The sequence below is a fragment of the [Clostridium] celerecrescens 18A genome, from assembly GCF_002797975.1.
Classification (GTDB): Bacteria; Bacillota; Clostridia; order Lachnospirales; family Lachnospiraceae; genus Lacrimispora; species Lacrimispora celerecrescens.
Map to the genome: position 1 here is coordinate 3,855,242 of NZ_PGET01000001.1, position 25,871 is coordinate 3,881,112.

Annotated in this window: 24 protein-coding genes; 3 read left to right on the plus strand and 21 right to left on the minus strand. The window is 46.2% G+C overall.

Annotated elements, in window-relative coordinates; genetic code table 11:
• Positions 1-3: 3 nt before the first annotated feature.
• From H171_RS17510 to H171_RS17555, 10 genes are all read right to left on the minus strand, one after another.
• On the minus strand, positions 4-1,503 hold the full coding sequence (locus H171_RS17510) for a sensor histidine kinase (protein ID WP_157803181.1): 1,500 nt from the start codon (positions 1,501-1,503) through the stop codon (positions 4-6).
• Positions 1,504-1,591: 88 nt separating this feature from the next.
• On the minus strand, positions 1,592-2,686 hold the full coding sequence (locus H171_RS17515) for an ABC transporter substrate-binding protein (RefSeq protein WP_100306279.1): 1,095 nt from the start codon (positions 2,684-2,686) through the stop codon (positions 1,592-1,594).
• Between the two features lie 13 nt (positions 2,687-2,699).
• Positions 2,700-3,491, minus strand: coding sequence for an ABC transporter ATP-binding protein (locus tag H171_RS17520; RefSeq protein ID WP_100306280.1), 792 nt, complete (start codon positions 3,489-3,491; stop codon positions 2,700-2,702).
• A complete protein-coding gene (locus H171_RS17525) occupies positions 3,467-4,255 on the minus strand; it encodes an ABC transporter permease (protein WP_100306281.1) in 789 nt (262 codons plus the stop codon). Before H171_RS17525 ends, H171_RS17520 begins: the two co-directional genes overlap by 25 nt.
• A gap of 88 nt (positions 4,256-4,343) precedes the next feature.
• Positions 4,344-5,606 carry a glucose-6-phosphate isomerase gene (locus H171_RS17530; protein ID WP_157803182.1) on the minus strand — a complete coding sequence of 421 codons (1,263 nt, stop codon included), beginning with the start codon at positions 5,604-5,606 and terminating at the stop codon, positions 4,344-4,346.
• Between the two features lie 56 nt (positions 5,607-5,662).
• Positions 5,663-6,826 carry a class II fructose-bisphosphate aldolase gene (locus tag H171_RS17535; RefSeq protein ID WP_100306283.1) on the minus strand — a complete coding sequence of 388 codons (1,164 nt, stop codon included), beginning with the start codon at positions 6,824-6,826 and terminating at the stop codon, positions 5,663-5,665.
• Positions 6,827-6,841: 15 nt separating this feature from the next.
• On the minus strand, positions 6,842-7,663 hold the full coding sequence (locus tag H171_RS17540) for a sugar phosphate isomerase family (RefSeq protein WP_100306284.1): 822 nt from the start codon (positions 7,661-7,663) through the stop codon (positions 6,842-6,844).
• Positions 7,664-7,675: 12 nt separating this feature from the next.
• The gene (locus H171_RS17545) at positions 7,676-9,169 is read right to left on the minus strand and encodes a lactate racemase domain-containing protein (protein ID WP_100306285.1); all 1,494 of its coding nucleotides are present in this window, start codon (positions 9,167-9,169) and stop codon (positions 7,676-7,678) included.
• Positions 9,170-9,216: 47 nt separating this feature from the next.
• Positions 9,217-10,053, minus strand: a complete 837-nt coding sequence (locus H171_RS17550) for a triose-phosphate isomerase family protein (protein ID WP_100306286.1) — start codon at positions 10,051-10,053, stop codon at positions 9,217-9,219.
• Between the two features lie 39 nt (positions 10,054-10,092).
• Complete coding sequence (locus H171_RS17555) at positions 10,093-11,265, minus strand: diphosphate--fructose-6-phosphate 1-phosphotransferase (protein ID WP_100306287.1); 1,173 nt, start codon at positions 11,263-11,265, stop codon at positions 10,093-10,095.
• Positions 11,266-11,471: 206 nt separating this feature from the next.
• On the opposite strand from H171_RS17555, the gene H171_RS17560 reads away from it, so the two are divergent.
• Positions 11,472-12,494 (plus strand): LacI family DNA-binding transcriptional regulator, encoded by a 1,023-nt coding sequence (locus tag H171_RS17560; RefSeq protein ID WP_100306288.1) that lies wholly within the window; start codon positions 11,472-11,474, stop codon positions 12,492-12,494.
• Between the two features lie 357 nt (positions 12,495-12,851).
• Here the strand turns inward: H171_RS17560 and H171_RS17565 are convergent, their stop codons facing one another.
• From H171_RS17565 to H171_RS17590, 6 genes are all read right to left on the minus strand, one after another.
• Positions 12,852-13,520, minus strand: a complete 669-nt coding sequence (locus H171_RS17565) for an N-acetylmuramoyl-L-alanine amidase (RefSeq protein ID WP_408645668.1) — start codon at positions 13,518-13,520, stop codon at positions 12,852-12,854.
• Between the two features lie 106 nt (positions 13,521-13,626).
• On the minus strand, positions 13,627-15,054 hold the full coding sequence (locus tag H171_RS17570) for a metallophosphoesterase (protein ID WP_100306289.1): 1,428 nt from the start codon (positions 15,052-15,054) through the stop codon (positions 13,627-13,629).
• Positions 15,055-15,087: 33 nt separating this feature from the next.
• Entirely contained in the window at positions 15,088-16,749 is a 1,662-nt protein-coding gene (locus H171_RS17575; protein WP_100306290.1) for a glycosyl hydrolase family 18 protein, read from the minus strand.
• Positions 16,750-16,986: 237 nt separating this feature from the next.
• Positions 16,987-17,232, minus strand: a complete 246-nt coding sequence (locus H171_RS17580) for a hypothetical protein (protein WP_100306291.1) — start codon at positions 17,230-17,232, stop codon at positions 16,987-16,989.
• Between the two features lie 88 nt (positions 17,233-17,320).
• Positions 17,321-17,938: a hypothetical protein gene (locus H171_RS17585; protein ID WP_100306292.1), complete on the minus strand. Its 618-nt coding sequence runs from the start codon at positions 17,936-17,938 to the stop codon at positions 17,321-17,323.
• 7 nt (positions 17,939-17,945) lie between these two features.
• Entirely contained in the window at positions 17,946-19,418 is a 1,473-nt protein-coding gene (locus H171_RS17590; protein WP_100306293.1) for a serine/threonine protein kinase, read from the minus strand.
• 438 nt (positions 19,419-19,856) lie between these two features.
• Between H171_RS17590 and H171_RS17600 the strand changes: the two genes are divergently transcribed.
• Both H171_RS17600 and H171_RS17605 read left to right on the plus strand, forming a co-directional pair.
• Positions 19,857-20,336 carry a GNAT family N-acetyltransferase gene (locus H171_RS17600; RefSeq protein WP_100306294.1) on the plus strand — a complete coding sequence of 160 codons (480 nt, stop codon included), beginning with the start codon at positions 19,857-19,859 and terminating at the stop codon, positions 20,334-20,336.
• Positions 20,337-20,587: 251 nt separating this feature from the next.
• Positions 20,588-21,307 carry an adaptor protein MecA gene (locus H171_RS17605; RefSeq protein WP_100306295.1) on the plus strand — a complete coding sequence of 240 codons (720 nt, stop codon included), beginning with the start codon at positions 20,588-20,590 and terminating at the stop codon, positions 21,305-21,307.
• Between the two features lie 76 nt (positions 21,308-21,383).
• On the opposite strand, the gene H171_RS17610 is transcribed toward H171_RS17605, so the two are convergent.
• From H171_RS17610 to sdaAB, 5 genes are all read right to left on the minus strand, one after another.
• The gene (locus H171_RS17610) at positions 21,384-22,274 is read right to left on the minus strand and encodes an alpha/beta hydrolase fold domain-containing protein (RefSeq protein ID WP_100306296.1); all 891 of its coding nucleotides are present in this window, start codon (positions 22,272-22,274) and stop codon (positions 21,384-21,386) included.
• Between the two features lie 34 nt (positions 22,275-22,308).
• Positions 22,309-23,697, minus strand: a complete 1,389-nt coding sequence (locus H171_RS17615; protein WP_100306297.1) for an MATE family efflux transporter — start codon at positions 23,695-23,697, stop codon at positions 22,309-22,311.
• Positions 23,698-23,705: 8 nt separating this feature from the next.
• Positions 23,706-24,155, minus strand: a complete 450-nt coding sequence (locus tag H171_RS17620; RefSeq protein WP_025231048.1) for a MarR family winged helix-turn-helix transcriptional regulator — start codon at positions 24,153-24,155, stop codon at positions 23,706-23,708.
• A 155-nt stretch (positions 24,156-24,310) separates the two neighbouring features.
• A complete protein-coding gene (gene sdaAA, locus H171_RS17625) occupies positions 24,311-25,189 on the minus strand; it encodes an L-serine ammonia-lyase, iron-sulfur-dependent, subunit alpha (RefSeq protein WP_100306298.1) in 879 nt (292 codons plus the stop codon).
• 9 nt (positions 25,190-25,198) lie between these two features.
• A complete protein-coding gene (sdaAB, locus tag H171_RS17630) occupies positions 25,199-25,867 on the minus strand; it encodes an L-serine ammonia-lyase, iron-sulfur-dependent subunit beta (protein WP_100306299.1) in 669 nt (222 codons plus the stop codon).
• Positions 25,868-25,871 lie beyond the last annotated feature (4 nt).

Below are 25,871 nucleotides of genomic sequence, written 5' to 3' on the forward strand. Positions count from 1 at the left end.
TCCTTACTCATCCTGGTTTTTACACTTCGGTATCGCGACAAAAAAGGTGGCCCCTTCTCCCTCCGTACTTTCTAATTTCAGCATTCCAAAATGGTGTTTTATGATCTGTCTCACATAATATAGCCCAAGTCCCCAATTATTATTGGTATTCTTACTGGTATAGAACGGATCAAATATTTTTTTCTGTACCTGCCTGGATATGCCCCTTCCATTATCCTGGATCTCAAAGGTCACATAAAGCCTTTCATGGTATACCTTTATGCTCAAGTGTTTTTCCTGCCTGCCTGATTCCAGGATGCTTTCATAGCCATTGATCGCCAGATTATACAGGGCTTCGCTTAAATGAACCGCGTCCGCCAGGATCAATGTCCTGGCTTCTATCTCCGTTTCCACCTCTACCTCCGGATATTTCTCATGAAATCGGTCCAGAACCTTACGGACCACTTCTGAAGTTTCCGTGGGTACCAGAGTCATGTAATTGGATTTAATACTTTTATATAATTCTTCCATTCGGATTATCATATTCTGATTGATGGTTTCAAGCATATGGGAATATTCCAGGAGCTTTTCCTTTTCAGGATCGGTCTTTTCCAGTTCCTCTCTGATCCTTTCCTGGATGACCCGGTTTGACAATAACTGATTCTTCATGCCATGGACAAACACGGAAAGGCCTTTGCTTGCCATATCCATCTTCTTTTGGATAATGACATCTCCCCTGGTCTCCTCATGCTCCATAACCGTATAGGACTTAAGGCTTAAAAATCCCAGAATTCCAAACAGCGTGGTAACCACTGAAAGTACCATCCACCGGCTGACAGCCCCCGTCGTAGAATAAAGCAGCCCGCCATAGCGCATATACTCTGCGGAATACATCTGATATACCTGAATCGGGTCCTGGCGGAAATAAAAGCAATACATAATTCCCATACAGATCAGAAACACCATAATATAGCGGAACTGTCTTTTGCAGTAAGGGATGGTAATGCTTTTGTATTCGTGAATCAGGAGCCATAAAGCCGCAGCCAGATAACAGGCGATCCACAAAATTGTGAAATTAATAACCAGAAACTGCAGCCATTTTCCCGTTTTTGCAAGCCCTAAAAACAGGGATGGATAGTAGAGAATCAGTGTCATACAGGGCAGCAACATAATCAGGATATGCCTGGATTTGCTTCGCAGGATCCATGGAATCATGGAATAATCAAAGGCAAGCATAAGCAGAAATCCCGGAAACAGGGTTCTTCCCATAGCGATCATATACCCCAGCTTCCTTAATGGAAATATCATATAGGACAATTTTCTTTGTATCCTTAAATCAAAAAACAAGAAGAACTTCTGCCCGGTCTGCAGCCCGCCTGTCTTTGATAAGTAAATGATAATCCCGATGAACATGCAGACAAAGCTGACGCAAAGCCCCAGCATCAGTTTTGTCTGTTTATCTCTTCTAAGGAAAAAAATCGCTATAGAGGAGGATAAAATAAAGAACAATACAACAAACAGCATAGCTTCCTCCTGAATCATTCTGAAATCCCAGTGCGCCACAAATGGAGGTGTCCCGTTATTCCCGGATACCTCCATTTAAATTTACTAATTATTTGTGGTTCTCATCATATGCTTCCTGCATGATATCAAAGAGTACATAATTATTTACATCTACCGGCTTTTCCAGACGGCCTGCGTCTAAGAATACCTTCTGCTGGTTCTCATAATAGGATTTAATGGTTCCGTCCGCCAGGGCTTTTCCCATAAATTCTCCGGTCAGCCAGTTTCCTTCTTCCGTAGTTGCCAGCATGGTGGCTTCATCAACCTCACACTGTTTTGCTACCAGCTTTGCGACTTCATCGATGTTCTCCGCCCGGTAATCCCCGGCTTTTTGAAGAGCTCTGGCAAAGCGCACCAAAACATCATGGTTGGAATCAGCATATTTCTGGGTAGTGATAAAGCTGGAAGGAAATGTAACCTGATCTAAATAATCCTGATTATTTGCTAACATGATTCCATTGTCTCCAAGAGCCTTCATGATAGTCCCGGTTCCTGGTGACCAGGTGGCACATGCATCCACATTGCCGCTGATGACGGCTGATACGGTGCCGTTGGCATCCATTTCCACCAGCTCAACATCATCTGTCGTCATTCCCTTAGACTTAAGAGCCAGGTTCAGGATGATTTCTGCAGATGTACCGCTGGTAACGGCAACCTTTTTGCCCTTTAGATCTTCAATGGTATTGATCCCTTTTGCCTTGTTGCCGATGACTGCATCGGCTAAGCTGGTGCAGTCTATCTGAAAGATCACCGCTTCCCCTGATGCACAAAGGGCGTGGGCTCCGTGTCCGATCTGGGAAATATCAATATCACCGGAAGCCATGGCTGCAATTTCGGCTGGACCTCCCTGAAATTCCACCATTTCCACTTCCAGACCCATTTCCTTAAAATAGCCTTTATCCCTTGCCGTAACGGCCAGAGAAGCGCTTCCCATATTGGGCATATAGGCAATCCTAAGCTTTGTGATTTCCTGAGCCTTGGTTTCCTCTGCCTTGGTTTCCTCTGCTTTTGTTTCCTCTGCTTTCGTCTCCTCTGCTTTCGTCTGTGCCGCCGTAGTTGCAGGCGTCTTTGCTCCGCCCGCACATGCGGTCAAAGCCGCTGCCGTCATTACCATCCCCATAAGTAACGAAATTCTTTTTTTCATTCCTTTCTCCTCCTTATTTCCTGATCTCTAAATATTCCTGATACACCTGAGACCATATGTAATTTTTTAATTCTAAAAATTCCGGTGTCATCTTTGTTTCCTGATTTCTGGGATATGGAATCCCGATCTCCACAATCTCTTTAATCCGCCCTGGCCTGGCGCTCATAATGATGACCTTTTGAGCCAGAATAATGGCCTCATCCACGTCATGAGTGATGAAAAAGCATGTTTTACGTTCTTTCTGCCAGGTAGCTAAAAGCTCTGACTGAAGCTGGGTCCTGGTCTGGGCATCCAGTGCTCCAAAAGGCTCATCCATGAGAAGCACCTGGGGATTTACCGCATAGGCTCTGGCTATGGCAACCCTCTGTTTCATTCCGCCGGACAGTTCCTTTGGATAGGCGCCCGCAAAAGGTTCCAGATCCACCATTCTTAAATATTTCATGGCCTCTTCCCTTGCCTGCTCCCCTTTTATGCCTTTTAGCTTTAAGCCGAATTCCACATTTTTAAGTACCGTAAGCCATGGAAACAAGGCGTACTGCTGGAACACTACCCCCCGCTCCGGTCCCGGGCCCTCTACCACCTTGCCATCCACGTATACGTTTCCTGAGGTAGGCTCCAAAAGTCCGGCGATGATATTGAGCAGAGTTGACTTTCCGCAGCCTGATGGGCCTACCACACAGATAAACTCATTCTCTTTTATGTCAAGGCTGACTCCGTTTAAGGCTGTCATCTCTCCTTTGCGGGTATTATATGTTTTTACCACATGATCAATTTTTACTTTTATTGCTGCATTGTCTCCTGCCATCCGGTCAACTTCCTTTCCAAGTATCGTACTATCTGTTCAAAAGTAAGGCCAATCACACCGATAATCAGGATTCCCATAAGTACGATCGCCATATCGTAATAGCCCTGTGCCTTTTGGATCATCATTCCAAGACCCTTAGACGCTCCTGTCAGCTCTGCCGCCACCAGGGTGGTTAAAGAAGCAGAAAGTCCAAGCCTGGCCCCCACCAGGATAAAGGGCGTGGAAGCGGGTATGACTACCTGAAAGAATATATCCCGGTCTGTAGCCCCAAGTACCTTTGCCGCCTTAATCAATGTTACATCCACATTGCAGACGCCCTGGTAAATGGTGACCACCAGTACGAGAAAAGAAGCGATAAATATTACGATGATCTTTGCCCTTTCCCCCACTCCTGCTCCCGCAATGACAAGGGGAATATAGGCCAGCGGCGGAATATTTCTCACAAACTGGATCCAGGGAGCCACCAGGTTCCGAAACGGTGCATACCAGCCCATAAGAAATGCAATGGGAACCGATGCGATGAAGCCGCAGAGAAAACCTGCAATTACCCGGAACAGACTGATATAAATATGGGGCCACAAGGTTCCGTCCTGTAGCTTTCCCGCCAGTTTGGATACTACCTCCCACGGCTTTGCAAAGATGACTCCGCCAGCCTCCGTAGACGCTATGAAGATCCATAGCAGAAATGCTGCCAGGATGGACAGCAGCATCCATAGCTTTGCAGGAATGCGGTTTAACATACTGTTCTTTTTTTTACTGCTCATGCTTACCATTTCCCTCTCTGTCTTTTTCTAATGTTTTATTATGTGTAGTTTACACCCAAAAAAAAGATCTGGGGAGGGGGATTTTTTATCATACCTTTTTTCCCAAGGCGCTAAACATGCTCCTCTTATATTCCTCCACCCCTTCCTGGTCAAAGGGGTTTATGTTCATCATGGTTCCTGAAATCCCACATGCCATCATAAAATAATAAAACAGTTCTCCAAAGGTTTCCTCCGAAATATTTTTTGACAGGAAACGGATGCAGGGCACCCCGCCCCTCCAGTGGGCATTCAGAGTGGCTTCCTCAGCCGCCTTGTTTATCTGGTCAAAATCCATACCATTCAGATAGTCAAAGCCATCCCTAAAATCCGGATCAGGCGCAATAACCGCCTCTGCGCCGGGATTCTCTGCTGAGACAAAGGTTTCCATCAGGCTGCGTCTTCCCTCCTGCATATATTGGCCGATGGAATGCAAGTCCTCCGAATAAATTGCTGAGGAAGGAAAAATTCCCTTTTTCTCTTTTCCCTCACTTTCTCCAAAAAGCTGCACCCACCATTTTGTCAGATAAGAATACCGGGGTTCAAAGGATACCAGCATCTCAATATCATATCCCCTCTCATATAACAGGTTTCTGGCTGCCCCGTAAAGTACCGCAGGGTTGGAAGATGGATTGGCCCGGCAGTCCTCTGCGGCCCTCTTCATCCCGGCAAGATACATGTCCGGATCAAGCCCTGCTGCCGCTATGGGCAAGAGGCAGACCGGAGAAAATGCGGAGTACCGCCCTCCTACTGATGTGGGAAAGGAAAGAAACAGATAACCGTTTTCTTTTGCGATTCCCTCCAGCCTGGAACCTTTCGTACCAGTCACAATGATCCGCTTTGCCATCTCCTCTCTATCATACCTCTTCTTCATCCACTGGCGTAGGATGCGGAAATGGCTTCCCGGCTCCAGTGTCTCAAAATTCTTGGCAATGACATTGATATAAACATTCCGTCCCTCCATCCGCTTTAACATTTTGCTGACGGAATAAGGAGACAGCGTATTTCCCATATAAAGGATCTCCGGCCCCTTCCCGTCTGCCAGTGCCTCTATCATAGCCCTGGCTGCCTGGTTGGATCCCCCTACTCCCACAAGAACAAAAAGGTCACCCTCTCTTTTGATCTCCTCTGCCTTTGCCTTTATCGCCTCCAGCTCATCATCCAAAATAGCCGGGGAAACCCAGCCCAGAACTTTCTCATGGTCCTCCATGGTAAGGAACCTGCTCAAAGCCATTCCTGCCTTTTCCCTGCTGACCTTAAAATCTTCTTCCTTAAAATATGTTTCTGCCTTTTTCAAATCTATTGTAACGTTCATGCTTTCCCTCCATTTCAAAAAGGCCGATCCAGATCTTTCTCTGAACCGGCTTTTTTTTATAGCCATTTATCAATTTTTTTATAGCGCTCTGCCATCTCATCAATGGTCACACATTCAACCAGCGAAGCCCTCCCGTAGGAGCCGAACTTTATGATCAGGGTTCCTACCACTTCCTTTACTCCCCGCTCCACGCAGTCCACAATGGCAGCTACATCCTCATCGGGGATGGTTCCGTACATTACCGTATCCATAATGGGAGGCAGAAATACCCTGGGATCAAAAGTTTCCTTCATTGTCTCCAGCCGCTCATAAATGGCGCCGATTGACCCGCTGTTCCTCTTTTCCGGATACTTTTCAAAGAATTCCTTCATGTTCCTGGTAACAGCAAGACGGATATCCGTATCCACGTTAATCTTATTGATTCCTGCTAAAATGGCAGCCGTAAGCTGTTCCATGGATATTCCTTCGGTACCTGACAGCTTTCCTCCAAGACCATTGATCTCATCTACGATGTATTTCGGCACGGTGGAGGAGCCATGAGAAACCAGGGCGCCGAAAATTCCCAGATGATTCATGCATTCCCTGATGGCAATTACAATCTCCCTGCGCAGCTTTACATCCTTTCCCTTAGAAGCCCCGTGCATGGTGCCATAGGATATCGCAAGGGCGTCAACGCCGGTTTTCTGGAAGAACTCCACAGCATCCAGTGGATTGGTATATGTGGAAGAATCAGAAAATACGTGATCTTCCACGCCGGCAAGCACTCCCAGTTCCCCTTCTACGCTGACTCCTCTGCCATGGGCATACTTTACCACTTCCCTGGTAAGCTCTATGTTCTCTTTAAACGACAGGGAAGAACCGTCAATCATGACGGAAGTATAACCTCCTTCGATGGCAGCCACGCAGGAATCAAAGTCTCTGCCGTGATCTAAATGGAGGACAATAGGGATTTCAGAATCCATACCGTATTTTTTTACCGCATTTCCTATATTTCTTGCTCCGGCCTTTTTATCTTCCAGGGTTGCATTCAGAAAATCAATTCGTCCTCCCATGAATCCATTTGCCAGATCCGCCCCCTGCAAAATGGCAGGGGAACGAAACATTTCGTGTACTTCGATTACTGCTTTGGCCTGGGCGACCGCATTCACGTTAAAGCCGCCCTGCCCAAAGCCATATTTTATGGAGGCCTCCATAAGAGGTCTAAGTGGTATTAAGCTCATCTGTTTCTCCTATATTCAATCGGTTAAGGCTGCTACAAATTCTGTAAACGTAAGGGTGATATCCGGATGGTTTTGCAAAAGGCTTACAGGGAATTCCGTGGTCGGCTCACCGTATCCGGCCCTCCGTACCACGGCTCTGTGCCAGTTACGAAAGCAGCCCAGGCGGATTTTTCCTGCATGTGCGATCTCATGGATTCCGACTGTGACGCAGTAAGAGGGCATATCCTCCAGAGCTCCGTTAAAATCGCCGATGGCATTGGCTGCCCTTGTTTCCGGACTTATTTTTAAAACCCTTGTCTTCTGGGCCAGAAATTCCTCTGCCCTTAAGGTCCCGTCCGCCTCGTTAAACGCCACATGGCCGTTAATGCCGATGCCTCCAAAGACCATGTCCACACCTCCAAGCCTTTCAATCAGCTCAGGAATATAAGAGAGGTTGTCCGGGTCAGGAAATATTCTCTGCTCCCCTGGCATTATTAGCTCCGGCCTGATTTTAGAATAAACGTTTCTGTCCATAAATCCCCGAAAGCTTAAGGGGTGATCCATAGAGATCCACCTTTTTTCATCATCCAGGTATTCGTCCATATTTATGAACCAAACATTCTTTAAGCTTAAATTTTCCTCATTCACCATTTCCACAAAGTAAGGATACTGGCCAACGGGTCCTACCGGACAGATGAATACGGTCCTTTCTCCCCTGGCATTATGGCTTTTTATCTCCTCCGCCATCTGCTCAGCCATCTGACGGAACACCTCGCTGTTATCCTTCATACAAAACAGCTTCATCTTCGGATTCTTCAAAAGGGCTTCCTTATCGTATCTGTAATATTCATGCTTCATGTGAATTCCCCCTTATTTATGATGATGAGCCATACAGCCACAATCCTCATGCCCTTTTCCGCCAGGAGTCTCCCCCTTCATCATCAGATGGACCGCACTCAGCTTAAAGGTCTGGGGAAGCACCAGAATGTTAGGATTTGCTCCCACAAATTTCTTCTTTGCATCCTCCAGGGCCTCTTCCACCGTAGCTCTGGTCTTTAATCCCATGCCACGGGCATAACCAGGATCCTGGGCTCCGCATAGGTAAATGGCTGAGGTATTCATCTCGGCAACATGGGCGCAGCTGATCATGGAAAAACCATGGAAGGGATGAAAGGCATTGCAGTAACGGTATTTCCTGATATACTCTTCATCTGTGGCAAAATATTCTCCGTAGCGGTTCATATCCGGCAGAGTATTCATCTGGTCATGCTGGAACATCTCATACATTTCTCTTAAATACGGCCAAAGCTCGTCATGGAAATAACCGTTGCAGGTGGAGGTGAAAATGATGACGCAGTTATCACTCATGATCCTCTTATGGCGGATCACCTGGGCGGAAATGGCCTGCATCAGCATGATAGGGTTGGTTCCCATTCCGTCCCCGTAATGGAAAAACTGGGGCATACCGAAAATCATCACATCGTATTTCTTTTCCGCCCAAGGAACGTAAGTGCGCTTATCAGCCGTAATCCAGGAGTGGGGCTGCATTACAGCCGCATACCCGCTGTTGATCTCGATCTGGCGGGATTTTGTATCCAGAACCGCATCACAGCAGAAAAATTTCTTTCCCATACATGTTTCCATATACTGCCCGATCTCGTCAAACTTTGTCCTCATAAGGGATTTTCCGCTTACAGGAGTGAAATCTGCCCGGTGCATGACCTCCGGCACGTGGTGGGAGGCAATGGAACGCCAATGGGTGATTCCTGTGGAACAGTGCTTATAGCCGCCGGAATAGCCGCCGTATGGGTTTCCCTGGGTGTGCCCGATGAGGATCGCCACATCACTGTCGTACACGTATTTGTTCATCAGAACCGGATCGCCCCGGTCCGTTGTCCCAAGATCCACCAGATGATCGTAATCCTCGCTGTCGTGGTTGATGATCTGATGAGTGTACCAGAACTCATGGAACAGTTCATTCCCGAGCACGGCCCTGATCTCCTTTTCCGTATTCTTTCTGTGGAGACCGTTGGAGCAGATCAAAAGGATGTCCTTCTTTTCCACACCCGCTTCATATAATTCTTTTAAAATAAGTTTTATGGAAATTTTCCTGTGAGAGGTAGGCTGTTCTCCTCCCTTTACCCGGTCGGGAAATACAATGGTTACTTTCGAGCCCTTGTGGGCCAGCTTTGAAAGCGGCTCCATGCCCATGGGATTTCGTAAGGATTCAAGAGTCTTTTCCTCCAGCTGATCCTCCGGAATATAAGGCGGATCCGGTACTGTCTCCCCCGGAATAAATATATCCGCAGTATCGGGCAATGTGACGTTTACGGTTCCCTGTCCATACTCTAATGCTACATTCATCTTACACGTCTCCTTTTCTCCAATTTTGTTTACGAATGAATCTGACCCTATTTTCCTAAATAGGCCTCTATGATCTCTAAATATTCCTCAGGATAAAAACCGATCTCCCCCTGGAATCTGGTCAGGGCGATCAGTCCTCCGTCAATGACTGGAATGGAAGCCAGCATCTTAGCATTGTCAGCCTTTAGTCCTCCGCCGTAGACCACCGGAAGCCCTCCGGTCACTTCTTTGATATAAGAACCGGTCCTGGCTATATACTCTTTATCCGGCGGAGTTTTCCCCGGTCCAATGGCCCATACCGGCTCATAGGCGATGACTACTCCCCCAGTGTCCACACCAAATAATCCGGTCTCAAGCTGCTCCTTTAATACTTCCTGCCAGTGTGGCTGTTCCTCTGCAGTTTCCCCAATGCAGTAAAGCACGGACAGTCCTGCCTTAAGCGCCTGTAAAACCTCCTGATTCAGCAGGCGGTTAACCGCATGGGAGTCGGTCACTCCTGCTTCCGAAAGAATCCCTGCCTTGTCCCTTCGTTCTTCACAATGGCCGATGATGGTGGTGGTACAGCCAATGGCTTTTGCTGCGTTTGCCGTACGGTTCGTAGTAAAGGCTCCAAAATTTCCGCCTGCTGCGGTATCCTCACGGAACACTCCCTGACAGCCGATGTTCACCGGGCTGTTTTCCCCCAAAGCACCTGCCGCCTGGATCAAATGGGCTTCAGGAAAATACATGGAAAAATCCACGTCATCATTCTCATACTTTCTTAAAGCTTCCTGGGTGTTTGATACAATATAGCTTCCCCACTCCCGGACAGGCGCTATAGAATTTACGCCGCCCTTTTCCCGGGGAATATCAAACCGCTTTAAATTTAAAAAAATATGCTTCATTTTCATTATCCTCCCTTTTTTATCTTAATTTCACCAATTTTATATATTTTCATGAAAATCTATGAAATCCCTTAGTTCCGGGCCGATCAGTGGACGGCACCATTTTATGAACTCATTGGTCACGTCGTTTCCACGCTCATTAATAAAGCTTTCCGGAATGGCTCTTTCATGGAGCATGACCTTTTCAATGGGAATCCGTTCCATATGGATGCAGTATTCTCCATCCAACTTGTCCTCCCGGATAAAGCCGATCATCACTCCGCCCTCGCCTTCCATGGCCGCTTTTAAGGCTTCCCGCCCTGCAAGTACGGCCTCCTCCCGATCAACCGGGGACTGCCATGCAATGGAGGAACGTCCGCAGATTCCAGGTTTTTCGCTTCTGGCCTTAATATCCAGCTTTTGAATCACCAGATTGGCAAGATAGGCGCTTACATCTCCGTAATAGGTTGCCCGTCCGGTCTTGTAGATCGGGGGAACCACCGGCCTTCCATCTTCCCCTTTTAAGCCTTCGCTGGCAACCACGACCACGCCGCCCTTTTCTTCATAAAGCTTCTTCACATCCGCTAAAAATTCCTCTTCCTTAAACGGACGCTCCGGCAGATAAATCAGATGGGGTGCATCTCCCGGCTTTTTACGGGCAAGGGCCGAAGCTGCCGTGACCCAGCCTGCATTTCTTCCCATGGCCTCAATTACGCATACGTGGATGGGCAGGGATTTTACATCCATTCCAACCTCTGCAGTGGTAGCTGCAATGTACCTGGCCGCACTGCCAAATCCAGGGGTGTGATCGGTAATTGCAATATCATTATCAATGGTCTTGGGAATCCCAACCACCGTAACTCCCGACTTTCTGCAGGCTTCATGAATCTTTCCGCAGGTATCCATGGTTCCATTGCCTCCGTTAAGAAGAACATACCTGATATGATATTTCTCAAATATGGCCGGCATGGCCTCATAATCCTCCTTCTCCAGGGCGTACCTGGAGGAGCCAATGGCCGTAGCAGGGGTTTCCAAAAGAAGACTGAGCCTTTCCTCCGGAAACTCCATGAGATCCAGAAAATTCTCTTTTAAAATCCCTTCACTGCCGCCCAGTGCAGCATATACTTTATCAACCTTTTTGCTTTCCCTGGCCTCTTTGATCACACCGTAAAGAGATGAATTGATAACCGCAGTTGGACCGCCTCCATGTACCACCAGAACATTGCCATTCATATGTTTGATCCACTCTCCTTCTCGTAAAAACATTTCACTGTTTCTCAACGGAACCCGCCGGTCTTCCGTCCTTATGTTATAAGCGTACCATATTCTCCTCCGGATTTGTGCAAATTTTACCCAAACGTTTGGGTTTTATGGTATACTGTTTTCAGTAATTATGGTTTATAATAACATAAAAGAAAATTCTTTTCCGGAGGTAGCCTATGACATTAAAGGAAATAGCGGAAGAAGCCGGCGTGTCCATTTCCACCGTATCCAGAGTCGTGAACAAAAACATACCCGGCGCCGCCAGCAAAGAAGTCCAGGACCGGATATGGGAAATCGTCCGCCGGACCGGATACACCCCAAATCCCACAGCCCGCAGCTTAAAGCTTGGAGAAAATAAAGCTTCTTTGACCTCCTCCCGTTCCATCGCCTGCCTGTTTGCAAGAACCACGGATACGGTGACTGACTTATTTTTCTCCTCCCTTGCCCGGAGCATCGAGCAGGAAGCCTTTAAACGAAACTATGTATTAAAATATTCCTTTTCTTCTTTTGATATCAGCCACCCCGGCACTTTCCGGCTGATCACCGACAACCACGTAGACGGCGTGGTCATTTTAGGGCGCTGTGATAAACAGCTTCTTGGCCTTCTAAAAAAGTATTTTAACTGCCTGGCCTATACGGGCTTAAACAATCTGGAGGCAAAATACGATCAGATCATCTGTGACGGGCAACAGGCCGCCCTTGCTGCCACCAGCTATTTAACCGGCCTTGGGCACAAGAAAATCGCATACATCGGAGAAACCAAAGCGGAAAACCGCTACACCGGATACTGCGACGGATTAAAGGCCGGCGGGCTTCCCCTTCGACCAGAATATGCTGCCAACGTGGCCCTCTCCTCTGAGGGAGGATATCAGGGCGCAAAGCGCCTTTTAGAAGCAGGCTGTGACGCTACCGCTTATTTCTGCAGCAACGATATCACGGCCATCGGAGCCATGAAGGCCTTTCACGAATCCGGGCTTCGCATCCCCAAGGATATCTCAGTCATCAGCATTGATGATATTGACACGGCCCAGTACTTAACTCCCATGCTCACCACGGTCCATATCCCGGTGGAGGAGATGGGGCAGATGACGGCGAAGATCCTGATCGACCGTATCGAAGGCGGCCACCGTCTTCCCGTTAAGATTGACCTGCCGTTTTACATTGCTGTCCGTGACAGCTGCGCAGCTCCAAGACGGTAAACCCAGGCAGTCAGTAGAGCGGCTGTGGCACCCGGCCTGAGTCTTGACAGGAGGGATGCTTATAAGTACATATAAAGAATTTATGATTATTATAGCTATGGCTGGATTAATCGTATCTATCCTAAATTATACACATAAGAAATAGCCGCCCTGCTCCTGACAAAGTAGACGGCTATTCTTAGTTAAACTATTCGCCAGGGCGGGGAGCCTTAACCTCCCTTGCTGACTGTCTTGTTAAGTATATTATATGTCAATTTATATATTTGTCAAACATGAAAAACCGCCCGGTGCCAGACGGTTTTTCATAGATTTCTCCCAATTCGCTTCATTCGATTAACAAGAGCGTATGTACTTTCCTTATCTCGTATTCAAATACTCCATAACCCCCATATGAATCGTCCAGGCCACCCGGTCCTGGTAATCCGAATTATTCAAAAGAGCGGATTCCTTCCAATTGGTTAAAAAGCCGCATTCCACGATTACGATCGGGGTCCGCACATGTAGAAGAAGGTAGTAATTATCATTGGGCTTTGCCAGTCTGGTATTTTTCTCGCCCAGCACATAATCAAACCGGCTTTGTAAAATCTCAGCCAGTTCTTTTCCCTTATCGGATTTTTTATAGTAAAATACCTGTCCTCCGTATACATATTCCTCATGATAGCTGTTCTGGTGAATACTGACGGTAAGTGACGGACTTTCATCATTGATGATCTCACAGCGCCTGCTCATATCCGCCATCTTTTTTCTGCTGTCCTTTTCCGTATACAATCCGTTGTCATCTTCTCTGGTCAGAACCACTTTCACGTCAGAAGCCTCCAGATACTTTTTTAACCGGTATGCTATCTGCAAATTTATATCCTTTTCCAGGGTTCCGTCTATACCGATCTTTCCCGGATCATTTCCTCCATGTCCCGCATCTATGACGACGACTGGCCTTTCTTTTCCGGACTTTGCATTAACCCCTGCCGTCATCTTTCCAGCCTGACTTGAAATTACATATACCAACACCAGCAAAACCAGTGCCATGATGGGTTCCCACTTCTTTAATTTCACATTTTCTACCTGATTCATCTTCTTAATGAATTATATCTTTTAGTGAAATAAAAAAGAACTGCTCCCTGTGACTTTCCTGTTATTCTGAACTCAATACATTATAGTCTCTTGTCCCATCGTTCGTAATCCACTCCAGATATTGAGCCAGGATGCTGGGATAGCCTTCCTCTTCCCACAGCTTGTAGCCGGCCTTCGCTTTGGCCTTTTCCCGGATGTCTGTAACGGTTCCTGCATAACAGGCGGCGTTAAGCTCCGCATAGACCTTTGCCATCTGTTCCTTCTGAGATTTAGTCAATCCCTTTAGTGTATCAAGCCTTTTGAACTCATCCTGGGCCTGATTGTAGAATACCTTGCTTAAAAACTTTTTCCCAAACTCATCGAAGTTCAAAAGGTTTTTATCAGTGCTTCCCGTATTCTTTGCCCATTCTTTCATATCCAGCGGCTTTGTATGATAGCGGAAGCTCCCGTCATCTCCATAATATAAGATCCCATACTGGCAAGGCGGCGTGGATAAGGAGCTGGTAACAATCTCATAGATCCCGGAGTCGCTTCTGGACCTCATATAGTGCTGCACATGAAGATGACCGCTTAAAAACAAGGGGACCTCCCAGCTTTCCAGCTGGTCAATAAGCTGTTCACTGTGTTCAATGGTGCAGTCCTGTAAGTATACTTCACTTTCATCAAGAAGATTATGGTGGCCTACCGGAATCACATTCATCCCCAGATTCCAGGCCTCCTCCATCTGCTCCTCAATCCAGTCATATGTATCATCCCGAATCATTCCTCCAACCAGGTTTCTGGGTTCATACTGGCATGTATCAAGCATTAAGGCTCTGGTATAATCATTCACCTGATAAACATAGCTTAAGGAAGCAGGGTCCCGGCTGACCGCCTCATTGTATCCGAAATCCTGGTAAATCTCCTCGAATTCATCCGAGGTTACGTTTTCTGCCCCTAAAAAGGTATCTCCTACAAATTGAGCTGCCTTAGAATTATTGATATCATGGTTTCCGGGAATTACGATTACTGGAATTCCGGCTTCTTCAATTTTACTGAGCTTTTCGGCAAGTTCTTCATGACTTTCCTTTTCGCCTTCATAGGTTAAGTCTCCGCTTAAGATTACCAGATCTGGCCGTTCCTTTTTTACCTCTTCCACAAAAGCATCCGTAATCTCCCAGATGTATTGCATCACCTTGCCGTCACCATGGTCTATACTGTATTGAAAACCCTTCTGAAAATCCGTTAAGTCCCTGGCCAAATAATGAATATCCGTAGCGACAATGATCTTGCAGCCATTGTCAAAGGCTTCCTCAGGAGGCTGTGAAGCCGGGTCCTCCGAAGTTTGGGGGAATTCTTCAATGGTTGTCGGTTCCGTCCTCGTTGTTTCTGTCTCCTGTGGGGTTGTACTCTCTGCGCTGGTGCTTTCCGGCTCTGTTCCTTTAAACGAGCAGCCTGCCAATATACATACCACGCCCAGCAATGCTGCTAATACGATCCTGTTTCTCATAACCTGACCTTTCTGTCTCTTACACTCTTTCGTTTACTTTTTATCAAGCCGGATTTCATCCCACAAGTCTGACGGTTCGAATCCCAGCTTCCAGCAAGCCACACCCGCCAGACCATACTGCTTTATTAAATCCATCTTAAGCCCAATGGACCGCTCTTCTTCCAGCCACAGCTTTTTAAGCCCTTCCTCTGACCGTAATTCTCCGTAATACTGGCCCAGTTCCTCCTGCCAGTATAATTCCACTTGATTTTCGCTGACCCATTCCTTTGAACGGGCAATGCCCAAAGAGGATGAGGTAACCTTTCCATCAGGTCCCTCGGTCCATACCCTTGTATAGAGGGGGATTCCATTGATCACCTTTTCCTTTGGAACCTGGGCCAGGGTATCCTTGATCCCGTTTTCCACATATTGTATAGAAGCCACAGAACCGGCGTCCCCGCCTGCATAATGTTCATCATATCCCATAATAATCACGTAATCAGCCACGATCCCCTGTTCTTTCCTGTTATAGAACTGATTGCCGGGAGCCGGAACATAATTATCCACGGATAAAACGATCCCCTTCTCACGGCAGGGTATGGAAAGCTCCCGTATGAACTGAACATAATGGACCCCTGCTTCTTCCTTGATGCCTTCAAAATCCAGATTAATCCCGTCAATACCGTACCGCTCCACTTCCGACATAAGGGCATCAATCAGCTTCCGTCTGATGGAGGTCTTTGACATCAGGATCTCCGTATTTACATCAGGGCTGAAATTATTGATGAGGGCCCAGACCTTTAAGCCCTTATCATGAGCTTTCTTTACATAATCCTCCTGAGCCAGGGACCGGAAATTTCCTTCATTATCCGTAAGCTCAAACCAGGTTGGAGAAATGACATTGACCCCTTTTGTATTGGCGATCACGCTGTCAAATGAACCATTTCCTTCAAGGGTTGTCATCTGGTGCCAGGCAAGGCAAACTGGCTCTTCCATAGAAATATTGGTGTAGACCGGTGCTGCAAAAGTGCTTTTAAGAACCTCACTGGTCTCTTCCCCCAGCCGTTTGCGTTCCACATAGCCTACAAACCCGTCTTCCGTCCGTACCTTATCCCACTTTACCATAGATTCCAGAACAGTGACCTGGCTTCCAGGAGAAATCCATGTTACGATAGGGCTCTTCACTCCGCCTTTTACCCTGACATTGCCCTTTTCGGAAACCATTGCCTTTTTCTGGGCATCCCAGTTGTTATTTATAAAAATACGCTTATGCTCAGCGCTGTCATAGGCAGTCACGCGGATATCCGTATAATTTGCCACCAGTCCGACGGACAAATAAACCCCGTTCTCACTCACCCAGACCAGGGGTTTCCCAGACATTCCGACCGTGGAATGATCCGCATAGACAATGGAGTCCGGCAGGGCATACACAAGAAGATTTTCATTGCTGTCCCAGTAAAACCGCTCATTTAACATTTCATTCACCCACTCTATCGGAAGATAGGTTTGTTCCTGCAGGTAAAGCCCTTTTGCCTCCTGCAGATCCTCATTGAGATAAAGGGCCACTTCGTCTCCCTTTACTCCCAGCAGTCCGGCTATATCTGCCTGTTCCTTTGAGGGAATATACCGTTCCAGAAACCAAACCCCTGAAAATATGGCGGTCACTAATAAAATCAATCCTAGCGTCGCAAGAACCGGCGCTGTTTTCTTCTTCATCTGTTTTCCTCCTGCTAATGGATCGTATCGTCTTTTGCCTATACTATCTTTTGGATTATATCATGAGCAAACTCATCTTCGCTCTCTTTTGCCCATTATATCACAATTCTTATTTTTTGGAATTTACATTTTCATTACATTAAATATCCCCTAATCCCACCCTGACGCACTGAAACAGCCAGCTTAAGGCTGAAGATGGCATCCCGCATGCGTCCCCCTTATGGCACGATCCAACATTTACCGGTAATAAACCCGGTCAAATCTTATTTCCCGCAGTTTTCCGGTCTCTCCGTCAGGTACAAAATCGGCCATATAAAAACTATCGTCCTCCCTTATTTCAAATATTTTATTCCAGTCTTTCTCAGGCAGTTCTTCTCCATCTATAATGATGGCGATTCCCTGGTCCCGGTATTTTTTAAGTCCTGCCAGATACTGACCTTTCTCTGTCTGCACGTTCCTTTCCCTGGCATCTTCTCTTCTCATCTGCATATCCCCCGTCTGTTTCTCTATTGTTACATAGGCCGGGGGAGGACCACAAGGGTTTTGCCGTGACACAATTCCTCCCCGATAATTAAAAAAACTTCTGATAAAAGCCTATGATTTCACCGGTGACAGCAAACACGTCTACTGAAACCGGAATTCGGGAGATGGGTATGTTAAGCCTCTTTTCCGCATTCTTTCTGGCTTCCTCGCTTCCAAATGACACGAGCGTCTTCCAGCTCTTTTCCGCTTTTTTCCCTTTTCTCTCAAACTCCAGAAACGTTTCCATCTGCCACTCGCTTAAGCTCCCGAGAACAAATTGCCTGTCGCATCTTAAAAATTCTTCCAGATTACCTTCCCTTACGGTTCCGTAATCCACAATCACCGCCTGGTAACCGGACTTTTTGCACAATAGCAGCGTATCAATCCCCGCTCTTTCATAATAATCCGCTTCCAGTATCCGAAAACCTCCGGCCTGGAACTGTTCCTTTGCGCACAGCTTTCTCATCTTCCGGAAATCCCCATGGCTGTTCCATTCCAAAACCGCACACCGCTTCCTTAAGACTCCTCCTAAGTATCCTGCTGTCATAACAGTAAAATGGGTCACCCCTACTCCTCTTCCGGTTCCGATGATTCCAATGATTTCCTGATTGACCGGCTTTTTACTGGAGTGTAAAAGCTTCCACACCTTTTTTACGGTTCTATTCATAAGGTAATTATCCTCTTCCTATGGTACAGTTTTTACCCGAAAACATCTGGGAAAGCCAATCGCTAATCAGTCTTCCATATCTGCCTGTCCCACTTTTCCTTATGCTTTTTATTTCTAAAATGCGTTCCAGAAGAGTCTTGTAAAAGTCTCCTGTTTCCGCATTTAACTCAAAAGGGTCCGGAAAATAAGGAGCTTTCATGCATCGGGAAAGGGCTGCCCCTTCAGGCATCCTTATCCTGGTTGCACCGGCTGCATGATTATAGACGAATCCATAGGAGCTATGGCCTTTCACTACATATTCTGCAGAGTAATAGGCACTGCTTCTGCTCCAGCTGCTGCCGTCGCATACCAGTATCAATGCATCCGGGCTACTCAGCAGTGCCTGTTCAACATTTTTTCCGTAATCCAGAATATGGATCTTATACGGCGGCTCTTTTAATTTCACTCCCGGCCCGTAATAGGGTTTCCAAATAAACCCCCGGTACCTCATCAGGCCATACTGGTCCCGCTTTGCGGCTGCATGATCACCAAGCCCGGTGCCCATGCCGGAGTCATTTTTTTCTTCAAATAAATTGGGATATCCGTGATTCCTAAGATAGACAGACAAGCCGATTCCAATATGAGTCGTACCGGCCCCTGATTTGCTCCCTGCAAGAGCAATTGTAAGAGATGACGATTGTAGACGGTCTTTTGCAGCCGTTCCCATGTTATTAAGCTGTCCAAGCCTCTCACCCAGCTCCTGTGCTGATGAAAACCGTTCTTCTTTTTCCTTTTTCATACATCGTTTTATGACGGCAGCCAGATCGGCATCCATTGATGAAGCCGGTTTGTAGGGCAGTTTGGAAAATTCTCCTGTAAACAGAAAATGGATGATAGCACCAATGGCATATATGTCTGTTCTTTCATCCAATACTCCATCCTTTGAATACTGCTCCGGCGCCGCACATCCTACGGTTCCATACCGCTCTCCGGGCATATTTGCTTCAGCTACGGACGCGGCAAGTTCAAAGTCAATCAGTTTAACGATATCATGACACAATAACAGGTTTTTCGGCTGTAAATCCAAATGTAATATGGGGTTTGGTCCTGCGAGATGCAGGTAACTGATGATGCTGGTCAACTGGATTCCATATGATATGGCCAGTTCCCGCGATAGATGGCCCTGTTTTTTCACAAGGTCATATAAAGAATCTCCTTCCAGATACTCTTCGATTAAATAACTATAAAATTCGTCTTCCTCTACATCATAAATAATGGGAATTCCAGGATGGCGAAGTTCCTTCAGAACAAGCGCTTCATGCCTTAGACGTTCGAATTTCAGAAAGCTTTTGGGTACCCGCTTGATCGCCCGGTATTCCTCAAGCCCTAGATGAACCGCCAAAAAAACTGTCCCTGCCCGGCCGGTTCCCAGGATGCCGTATAGCTGATATTTTCCAAACAGAACGGCGCTTACTAAAACCACCTCCTTTTGTCTGTCCAATATCATCTCTTGGGGTACATTCTAATATATTCCATATGTTTTTTCAACTATTTTTTACGGAAACTTGAAACTTTTAGCCTGAGTAATGGGAGCCAGTGCACGCTCTAACTCTTTAAACCAAAGTGTTTGTTCTTCCAGATAGTGAAGAATCAGCATAAACGGCAAGGCCGTCTTTGTCAACGATCTTTCTTTAAAAACTCGTGCACTGGACGAAAATCCCGGCATAAAGGGCCTTTACAATACACCTGACAATCCCGTCTTTGAGCTTTTCTACATTGATGTAGAGGAAGTGGAAACTTTCAGCTTTACGGATGGCCCAAAAACCTATACCGTTTAACCGCAAACGGTAGTGAACCATCTCCTTTCACCAATGGTAACTTTCTGTTATAATCTAATCAAGATCAGAGGTATTACATTAATTTGCAAGGTGGTAAAAATATGATTGAGGATTATATTGTGACCCAAATGAATAAAGATTCCATAAAGAAATATGGTGCACTGGACTTGGTCTGGCAGGTCTTTTTGGAATTTGAAGCTCCCGAATATTCTGACGAAGGCATTCAGGAGTTTAAGAACTTTATAGATTTAAATTCCATAGAACAAAAAATCGATAAAAACGAAATGCTCTTCTGGGGTTGTTTCTGCGGTGAGAACATCGTGGGAGTAGTTGCAACCAGACAACCATGTCATATTTCACTTTTATTTGTGGATAAAGAACATCACCGGCAAGGAATTGGGCGCGAATTGTTAAGTACCATAACATCTTTTTACAAGGAGGCAGGTGTTAATCGGGAAATGACGGTTAATTCATCACCTTACGCAGTAGAAATATATCATAAACTGGGATTTATGGATACAGACACCGAACAGCTTGTAAATGGAATACGGTTTACTCCAATGAAGTATGTATTCAGCTAATAAGAATTTAAAAATTCCTCTATTATGCAAGCTTGGAGATTAATCCTATCACTTATAATCTTTATATCAAAAAATAAAACTGGGAAATTCCAATAAGCCAATAGGATTCCCGGTTATTAGCATTCAAACCTTAAAATTATATAAATTTTTTCACATAGTAATTGCTTTTTCGCTATATTATATAGTATAGTTATGTTGAGGAAGTATGTAAACATTCATTCACCATTTTAAAAAGAACAGGAAGTGATCCTATGAAGATAGAACGTATTAACGAAAATCAAATTCGCTGTACGCTTACCAGCTTTGATTTAAGCGTCAGAAACTTAAATTTAGGCGAGCTTGCCTATGGCAGTGAAAAAGCCCGCAACCTGTTCCGCGAGATGATTCAGAAAGCCTCTAACGAAGTGGGATTCGAAGCAGAAGACATTCCTCTCATGGTAGAAGCAATTCCATTGTCCAACGAAAGTGTGATGTTAGTAATCACAAAAATCGAAGATCCGGAAGAATTAGATACAAGGTTTGCCAAATTTTCACCATCAGCCGACGAAGACTTGGATTCCATGCCAGGAGACCTGGCAAGCGAACTTTTGGAAGGCGCCGACGGACTGTTAAACCTGTTAGGGATTGACAAGAAAGAAGAACCGGAGGCCGAAGAGCCAAAAGAAAAATCAAGCGCTTCCTCGATAAGAATCTATTGTTTTCAAAGTCTGGACCAGATATCTGATGCTGCAAGGACCATCGGGCAGGTTTACGATGGCGAGAATACATTATATAAAAAACCTGATACCAGGCAGTATTATCTGGTGATCAGGAACACTCCTGACAAGTCTCTGGATTTCAGCCGTGTCTGCAACCTGCTTGCGGAATATGGTTCCAAGATTCATCAGGACTACGCCTCCGAAGCGTACTACAGGGAACATTACGAGGTGCTGATTGAAGGTCACGCCCTTCAGTCTCTTGCCAAACTTTAATCCGTTCCTTTGTTCATAGTACTTCATCACAAATCAAAAATGAGGTTCGGCCCCTTAAAAGGGCCGAGCCTCATTTTTAAAATTCCAAAGCTTCTTCCAGAAAGAATGTAAAAATCAAATCTAAAGTGGCATCTGTCTCCTTGCTCGGGATCAATATCCAGTTATGAATCATCTTAGCCCCTTTTTTATATATGATTTCCGTACCCTTAAATTTTCCCGCCTTTTCTGCCAGAAGCTCGCAGTCCGGTGTGAGAATCTCATCTGTGCCTGAAAATATCAGGATCTGTCCCAGCTGTTCCCAGTTTCCATAAAGGGGTGAAACAAAGGGGTGATCCGGTTCCAAAGGGCCGCAGTAGCGGGCGCCGGCTTCTTTTAACGCTTCCACCGGAAGGATAGGATCCGTTTTTTTCATTATCTTTATCTTTGGATTGTTAAGAGCAATGTCCAGCCACGGGGAAACCACGGCAGTTCTCACCGGCATAGGCAGGTTCCCCACATCCCGTAGTTCCTGTAAAAACGAGAGAGCCAGACCACCGCCGGAAAAATCCCCAAAAAGAAAAAACTCATCTTCCGGATACTCTGCCGTCAGCCAGCTGTAAACCCGGACCAGATACCGGTGGACATCTATCGCCGTGTATTCCGGAGCCAGAGGGCAGGAAGGTATGGTCACCTTAACCTGCTTTTCTATGGCAAAACACTCTGCCATTTTCCTGTAACGCTCTGAAGGCTCCAGGGTATAGGCCCCTCCCGTCAGCATGAGGATATGGGCATTCTTTGAATAACTTCCATTTATGGTGACTCCGGGAAAACCATCTATGTTCCAGGTTTTTACCCGTACCTTTTTTGTAAATTGTTCCTGGGTCAGCGCCCCAGTTCCTCTGGGCGGCTGTTCCAGTTCAAGAGCCATCTTTTTATCCGCTTTTTTTAGACCTGCAGCAAATCTTGCCATCTCTGTTTTCATGCTCATGATTTCCACATCTCCTTTCCCAGTCGTCCACATGTTACGATTCTTTGCATGATCTGTTTAATTTTCTCATTTCATACAGAACAAACTGGCTGACAATTACCATTGAAGTAATATCCGCCACAGGCCCTGCATACAGAATTCCTTCCAGACCAAAAGAAAGGGGAAGGATAAGAATCAGAGGGATCAATAATAAAAGCTGACGCAGCATGGATAAAATGGAAGCCTTTAAGGGTTGTCCCGTTGACTGGAAATAGCTGGTTGTCACAACCTGGAATCCGGCCGTAAAGATTCCCAGCATATAAATCTTCAGGCAGCGGATGGCAAACTGGGTGAACTGTACATCCTCCGTCCCAAACAGGCTTAAAATCTGTCCTGGGAACAATTGGCAGGCCAGCCAGCCTGTAATGGCAACCGTTGTTGCTGCCACAGCCGCTGAAAGATAAGTCTTCCTCACACGCTTTGGCTGATTCGCTCCCTTATTGAATCCCAGAATGGGCTGGGAGCCGATGCCGATCCCTATACAGATAGAAATAAGGATCATTCCGATCTTATTTACAACACCCATGGCGCTTAATGCCACATCACCGCCAATGCCTGTCTTGTTTCCATAATACACCAGAGAATTATTCATGACAACCTGCAAAATGGTAGATGCCACCTGGGTGATTCCGCTTGAGACTCCAAGTGGCAGCGCCAGCCTGCAGATATTCCCATCAATGCGTAAACTATTTTTATTAAGGCGCATATGCTTTCCTTTGTATACAAAATACAGGACCAGCACGACTGCGGAAATGATCTGAGAAGTAATGGTGGCAATGGCCGCTCCTGTCACGCCCCAATGAAATACGAAAATATAAATCGGATCCAGAATGGTATTTAAAGCAGCACCAACTAAAATGGCATACATAGATAAGGCCGGACTCCCGTCTGTCCTGGCCATATTGCTTAGCACCACAGAGAGCATATTAAAAGGTGTGCCCAGTAATATAATAGAAGTGTACTGCCTTGCATATTCCATGGTATTGGCGGTGGCCCCGAAAATCCTTAGCATAGGCGTCATAAGCGGAAATCCTACAGCCATAACAACCGCGCTGGCTGCAATGGTCACCAAAAAAACAGTTCCAAGAGTCTTGTCCGCCTCTTCCTCATTCTTTTCACCAAGCTTAATGGCTGCATAGGCGCTTCCCCCAGCTCCCAAGAGAGTCGATATGGCTAAAATGATGGTGACAATCGGAAATGCAATGGTGGTCGCCGCATTTCCCAGATACCCAATGCCCTGACCGATAAAGATCTGATCAACAATATTATAAATCGAATTTACCAGCATGGCAACAATCGCTGGAAGTGCAAACTGCATCAGCAAATGTCCCACTGGTTTATATCCCAGGGGATTCTCCCCCTGTTTTATCCTGTCTTGTTCCATAAAATGTTCTATTCCTTTCCTTTCTGCTCCACGATGTGATCGAGAGCATTGCAAGCCATGCGTATGAGCATTTGCTCCGCCGCATCACGTTCCTCTTTTGTAAACCCTTTTAAAATAATATCCGCCCACTCATTTACGCTTTCCAAGGTCTTACCCACGACAGCTGCCGCTTTGTCCGTAACGTAAATCCTTCGGATGCGTTTATCCTCCTGTGCCATTTCCGTCACAACATATCCTTCTTCTTCCAGCTTTTTAACCGCGCGGGTGGCAGTAGCCTTATCGTAATGCCCAAAAGAAGCCAGCTCGTGCAGGCTCATACCAGGCTTTTTAAAAATCTGCAATAAAAAAAACTGTTGTCCACAGCCTATCTGATAAGTAGATAATTGATTTGCAAAATACGTATTATTAAGTCTCTGGATAATCGAGATATATTTCCCAATTTCCTTGTGCTCGCACATGATTTCCACCTCCAAGCCTATCGGACGGCATTTTATCTTTTTTTAAGATGATAAACAGCATAACATAAAGTGGTTGCATTCGCAACTTTTTTTTATTCATGCAATAAAAAGCGGTACCGATTTTACAAAACCGGTACCGCTTATCATACTATTTTTTATTTTGTTTTAAAAATCTCACATGTTCTCCTGCAAGCAGCCTCCGTAGCCGCACATCCGCCAAGGGAAGTTTCCCTTAATTCAAATGGGATCGAACGCCCAACCATCATCATAGTGTCCACCGTCTGATCAAATGGTATGAACTGCTCTACTCCTGATAATGCCATTTCAGCACATACCAGTGCATTGGAAGCCCCCAGAACATTACGGCTCTGACAGGGGTACTCCACCAGGCCGGCTACCGGATCGCAGACCAGACCTAAGAGATTCACGATTGCTGAGGAAGCCGCATCCATGCACTGCTTTGGTGTTCCGCCCATGATTTCCGTTGCCGCCGCTGCTGCCATTGCGGAAGCAGCGCCAACCTCAGCCTGACAGCCGGCCTGTGCACCGGCCACGGTAGCATTCCGCATAATCAGATAACCAACCGCGCTTGCTGTAAAAAGGCCATCAATGATCTGTTCGTGATCTAAGGAAAACTCTTCCTCCAAAGCAAGCAGCAGTCCGGGCAGAACTCCGGAACTTCCTGCCGTGGGCGCCGCTACAATAAGGCCCATGGAAGCATTTACTTCCAAAACAGCCAGAGAATAGGTAATCGCCTTGGACAGCATGCTTCCGCATATGGATTTTCCTGATCTTCTTCTGTTGCGTACCTTTGCAGCTTCTCCCCCAATCAAGCCGCCGATGGAAGCCACCGGCTCATCTAACGGCTTATGACAGGCTTCCTTCATGATCCGGTAAGCTTCTTTCATCCGGCTTATGGTCTCTTCCGGATCGGCACCGAACTCACTGGCTTCCCGTTTCCGCATCACTTCTGAAATCCGGCAGTGATTTTCCTCACACAATTTCAACAATTCACTTCCTGATATAAAGTCCATAATAGCCTCCTAAACCTGTATAAGCATAACATCTTCTACTTTCGGGTGTTCCCGCAGCTTATCCAGTAATTCCTGTGGGATTTCCTCATCAGACTCCACCACAGAGTAAGCAGTCGCCCCTTTCTGTTCCCGGAACAGACGCATGAAAGCAATATTTACATTGCGCTCACTTAAACTGGTGGCAATATAGGCCACCATGCCGGGATAGTCCAGGTGACGTATAACCAGAGTGGAATATTCTCCAGTAAAGTCTACATCAATGCCGTTGATCCTGATAATTTTAACTTTACCGCCTCCTAATGAGACACCGCGGACCGATATCGTTCCGCCCATTTCTCCAGACACATGGATCTCTACTGTGTTTGGATGAACTTCTGTTTCTTTTTCATCCACTCGGAAGGAATACTTTATCCCGCATTCATCAGCCAGTTGGAAGGAATTTTTAATTCTCAGATCATAAGTCTCAAACCCTAGGATGCCGCCAAGAAGCGCGCGGTCGGTTCCATGGCCTTTGTAGGTCTTTGCAAAAGAACCGTATAAAACAAACTCCACTTCGCTAATGGGTTCGTTGAACATTTTTTTAACCAGAAGAGCAATTGCCACAGCACCCGCAGTATGGGAACTGGATGGCCCTACCATATTAGGGCCTATTACCTCGAAAATACTGATAGACGGCATAAAC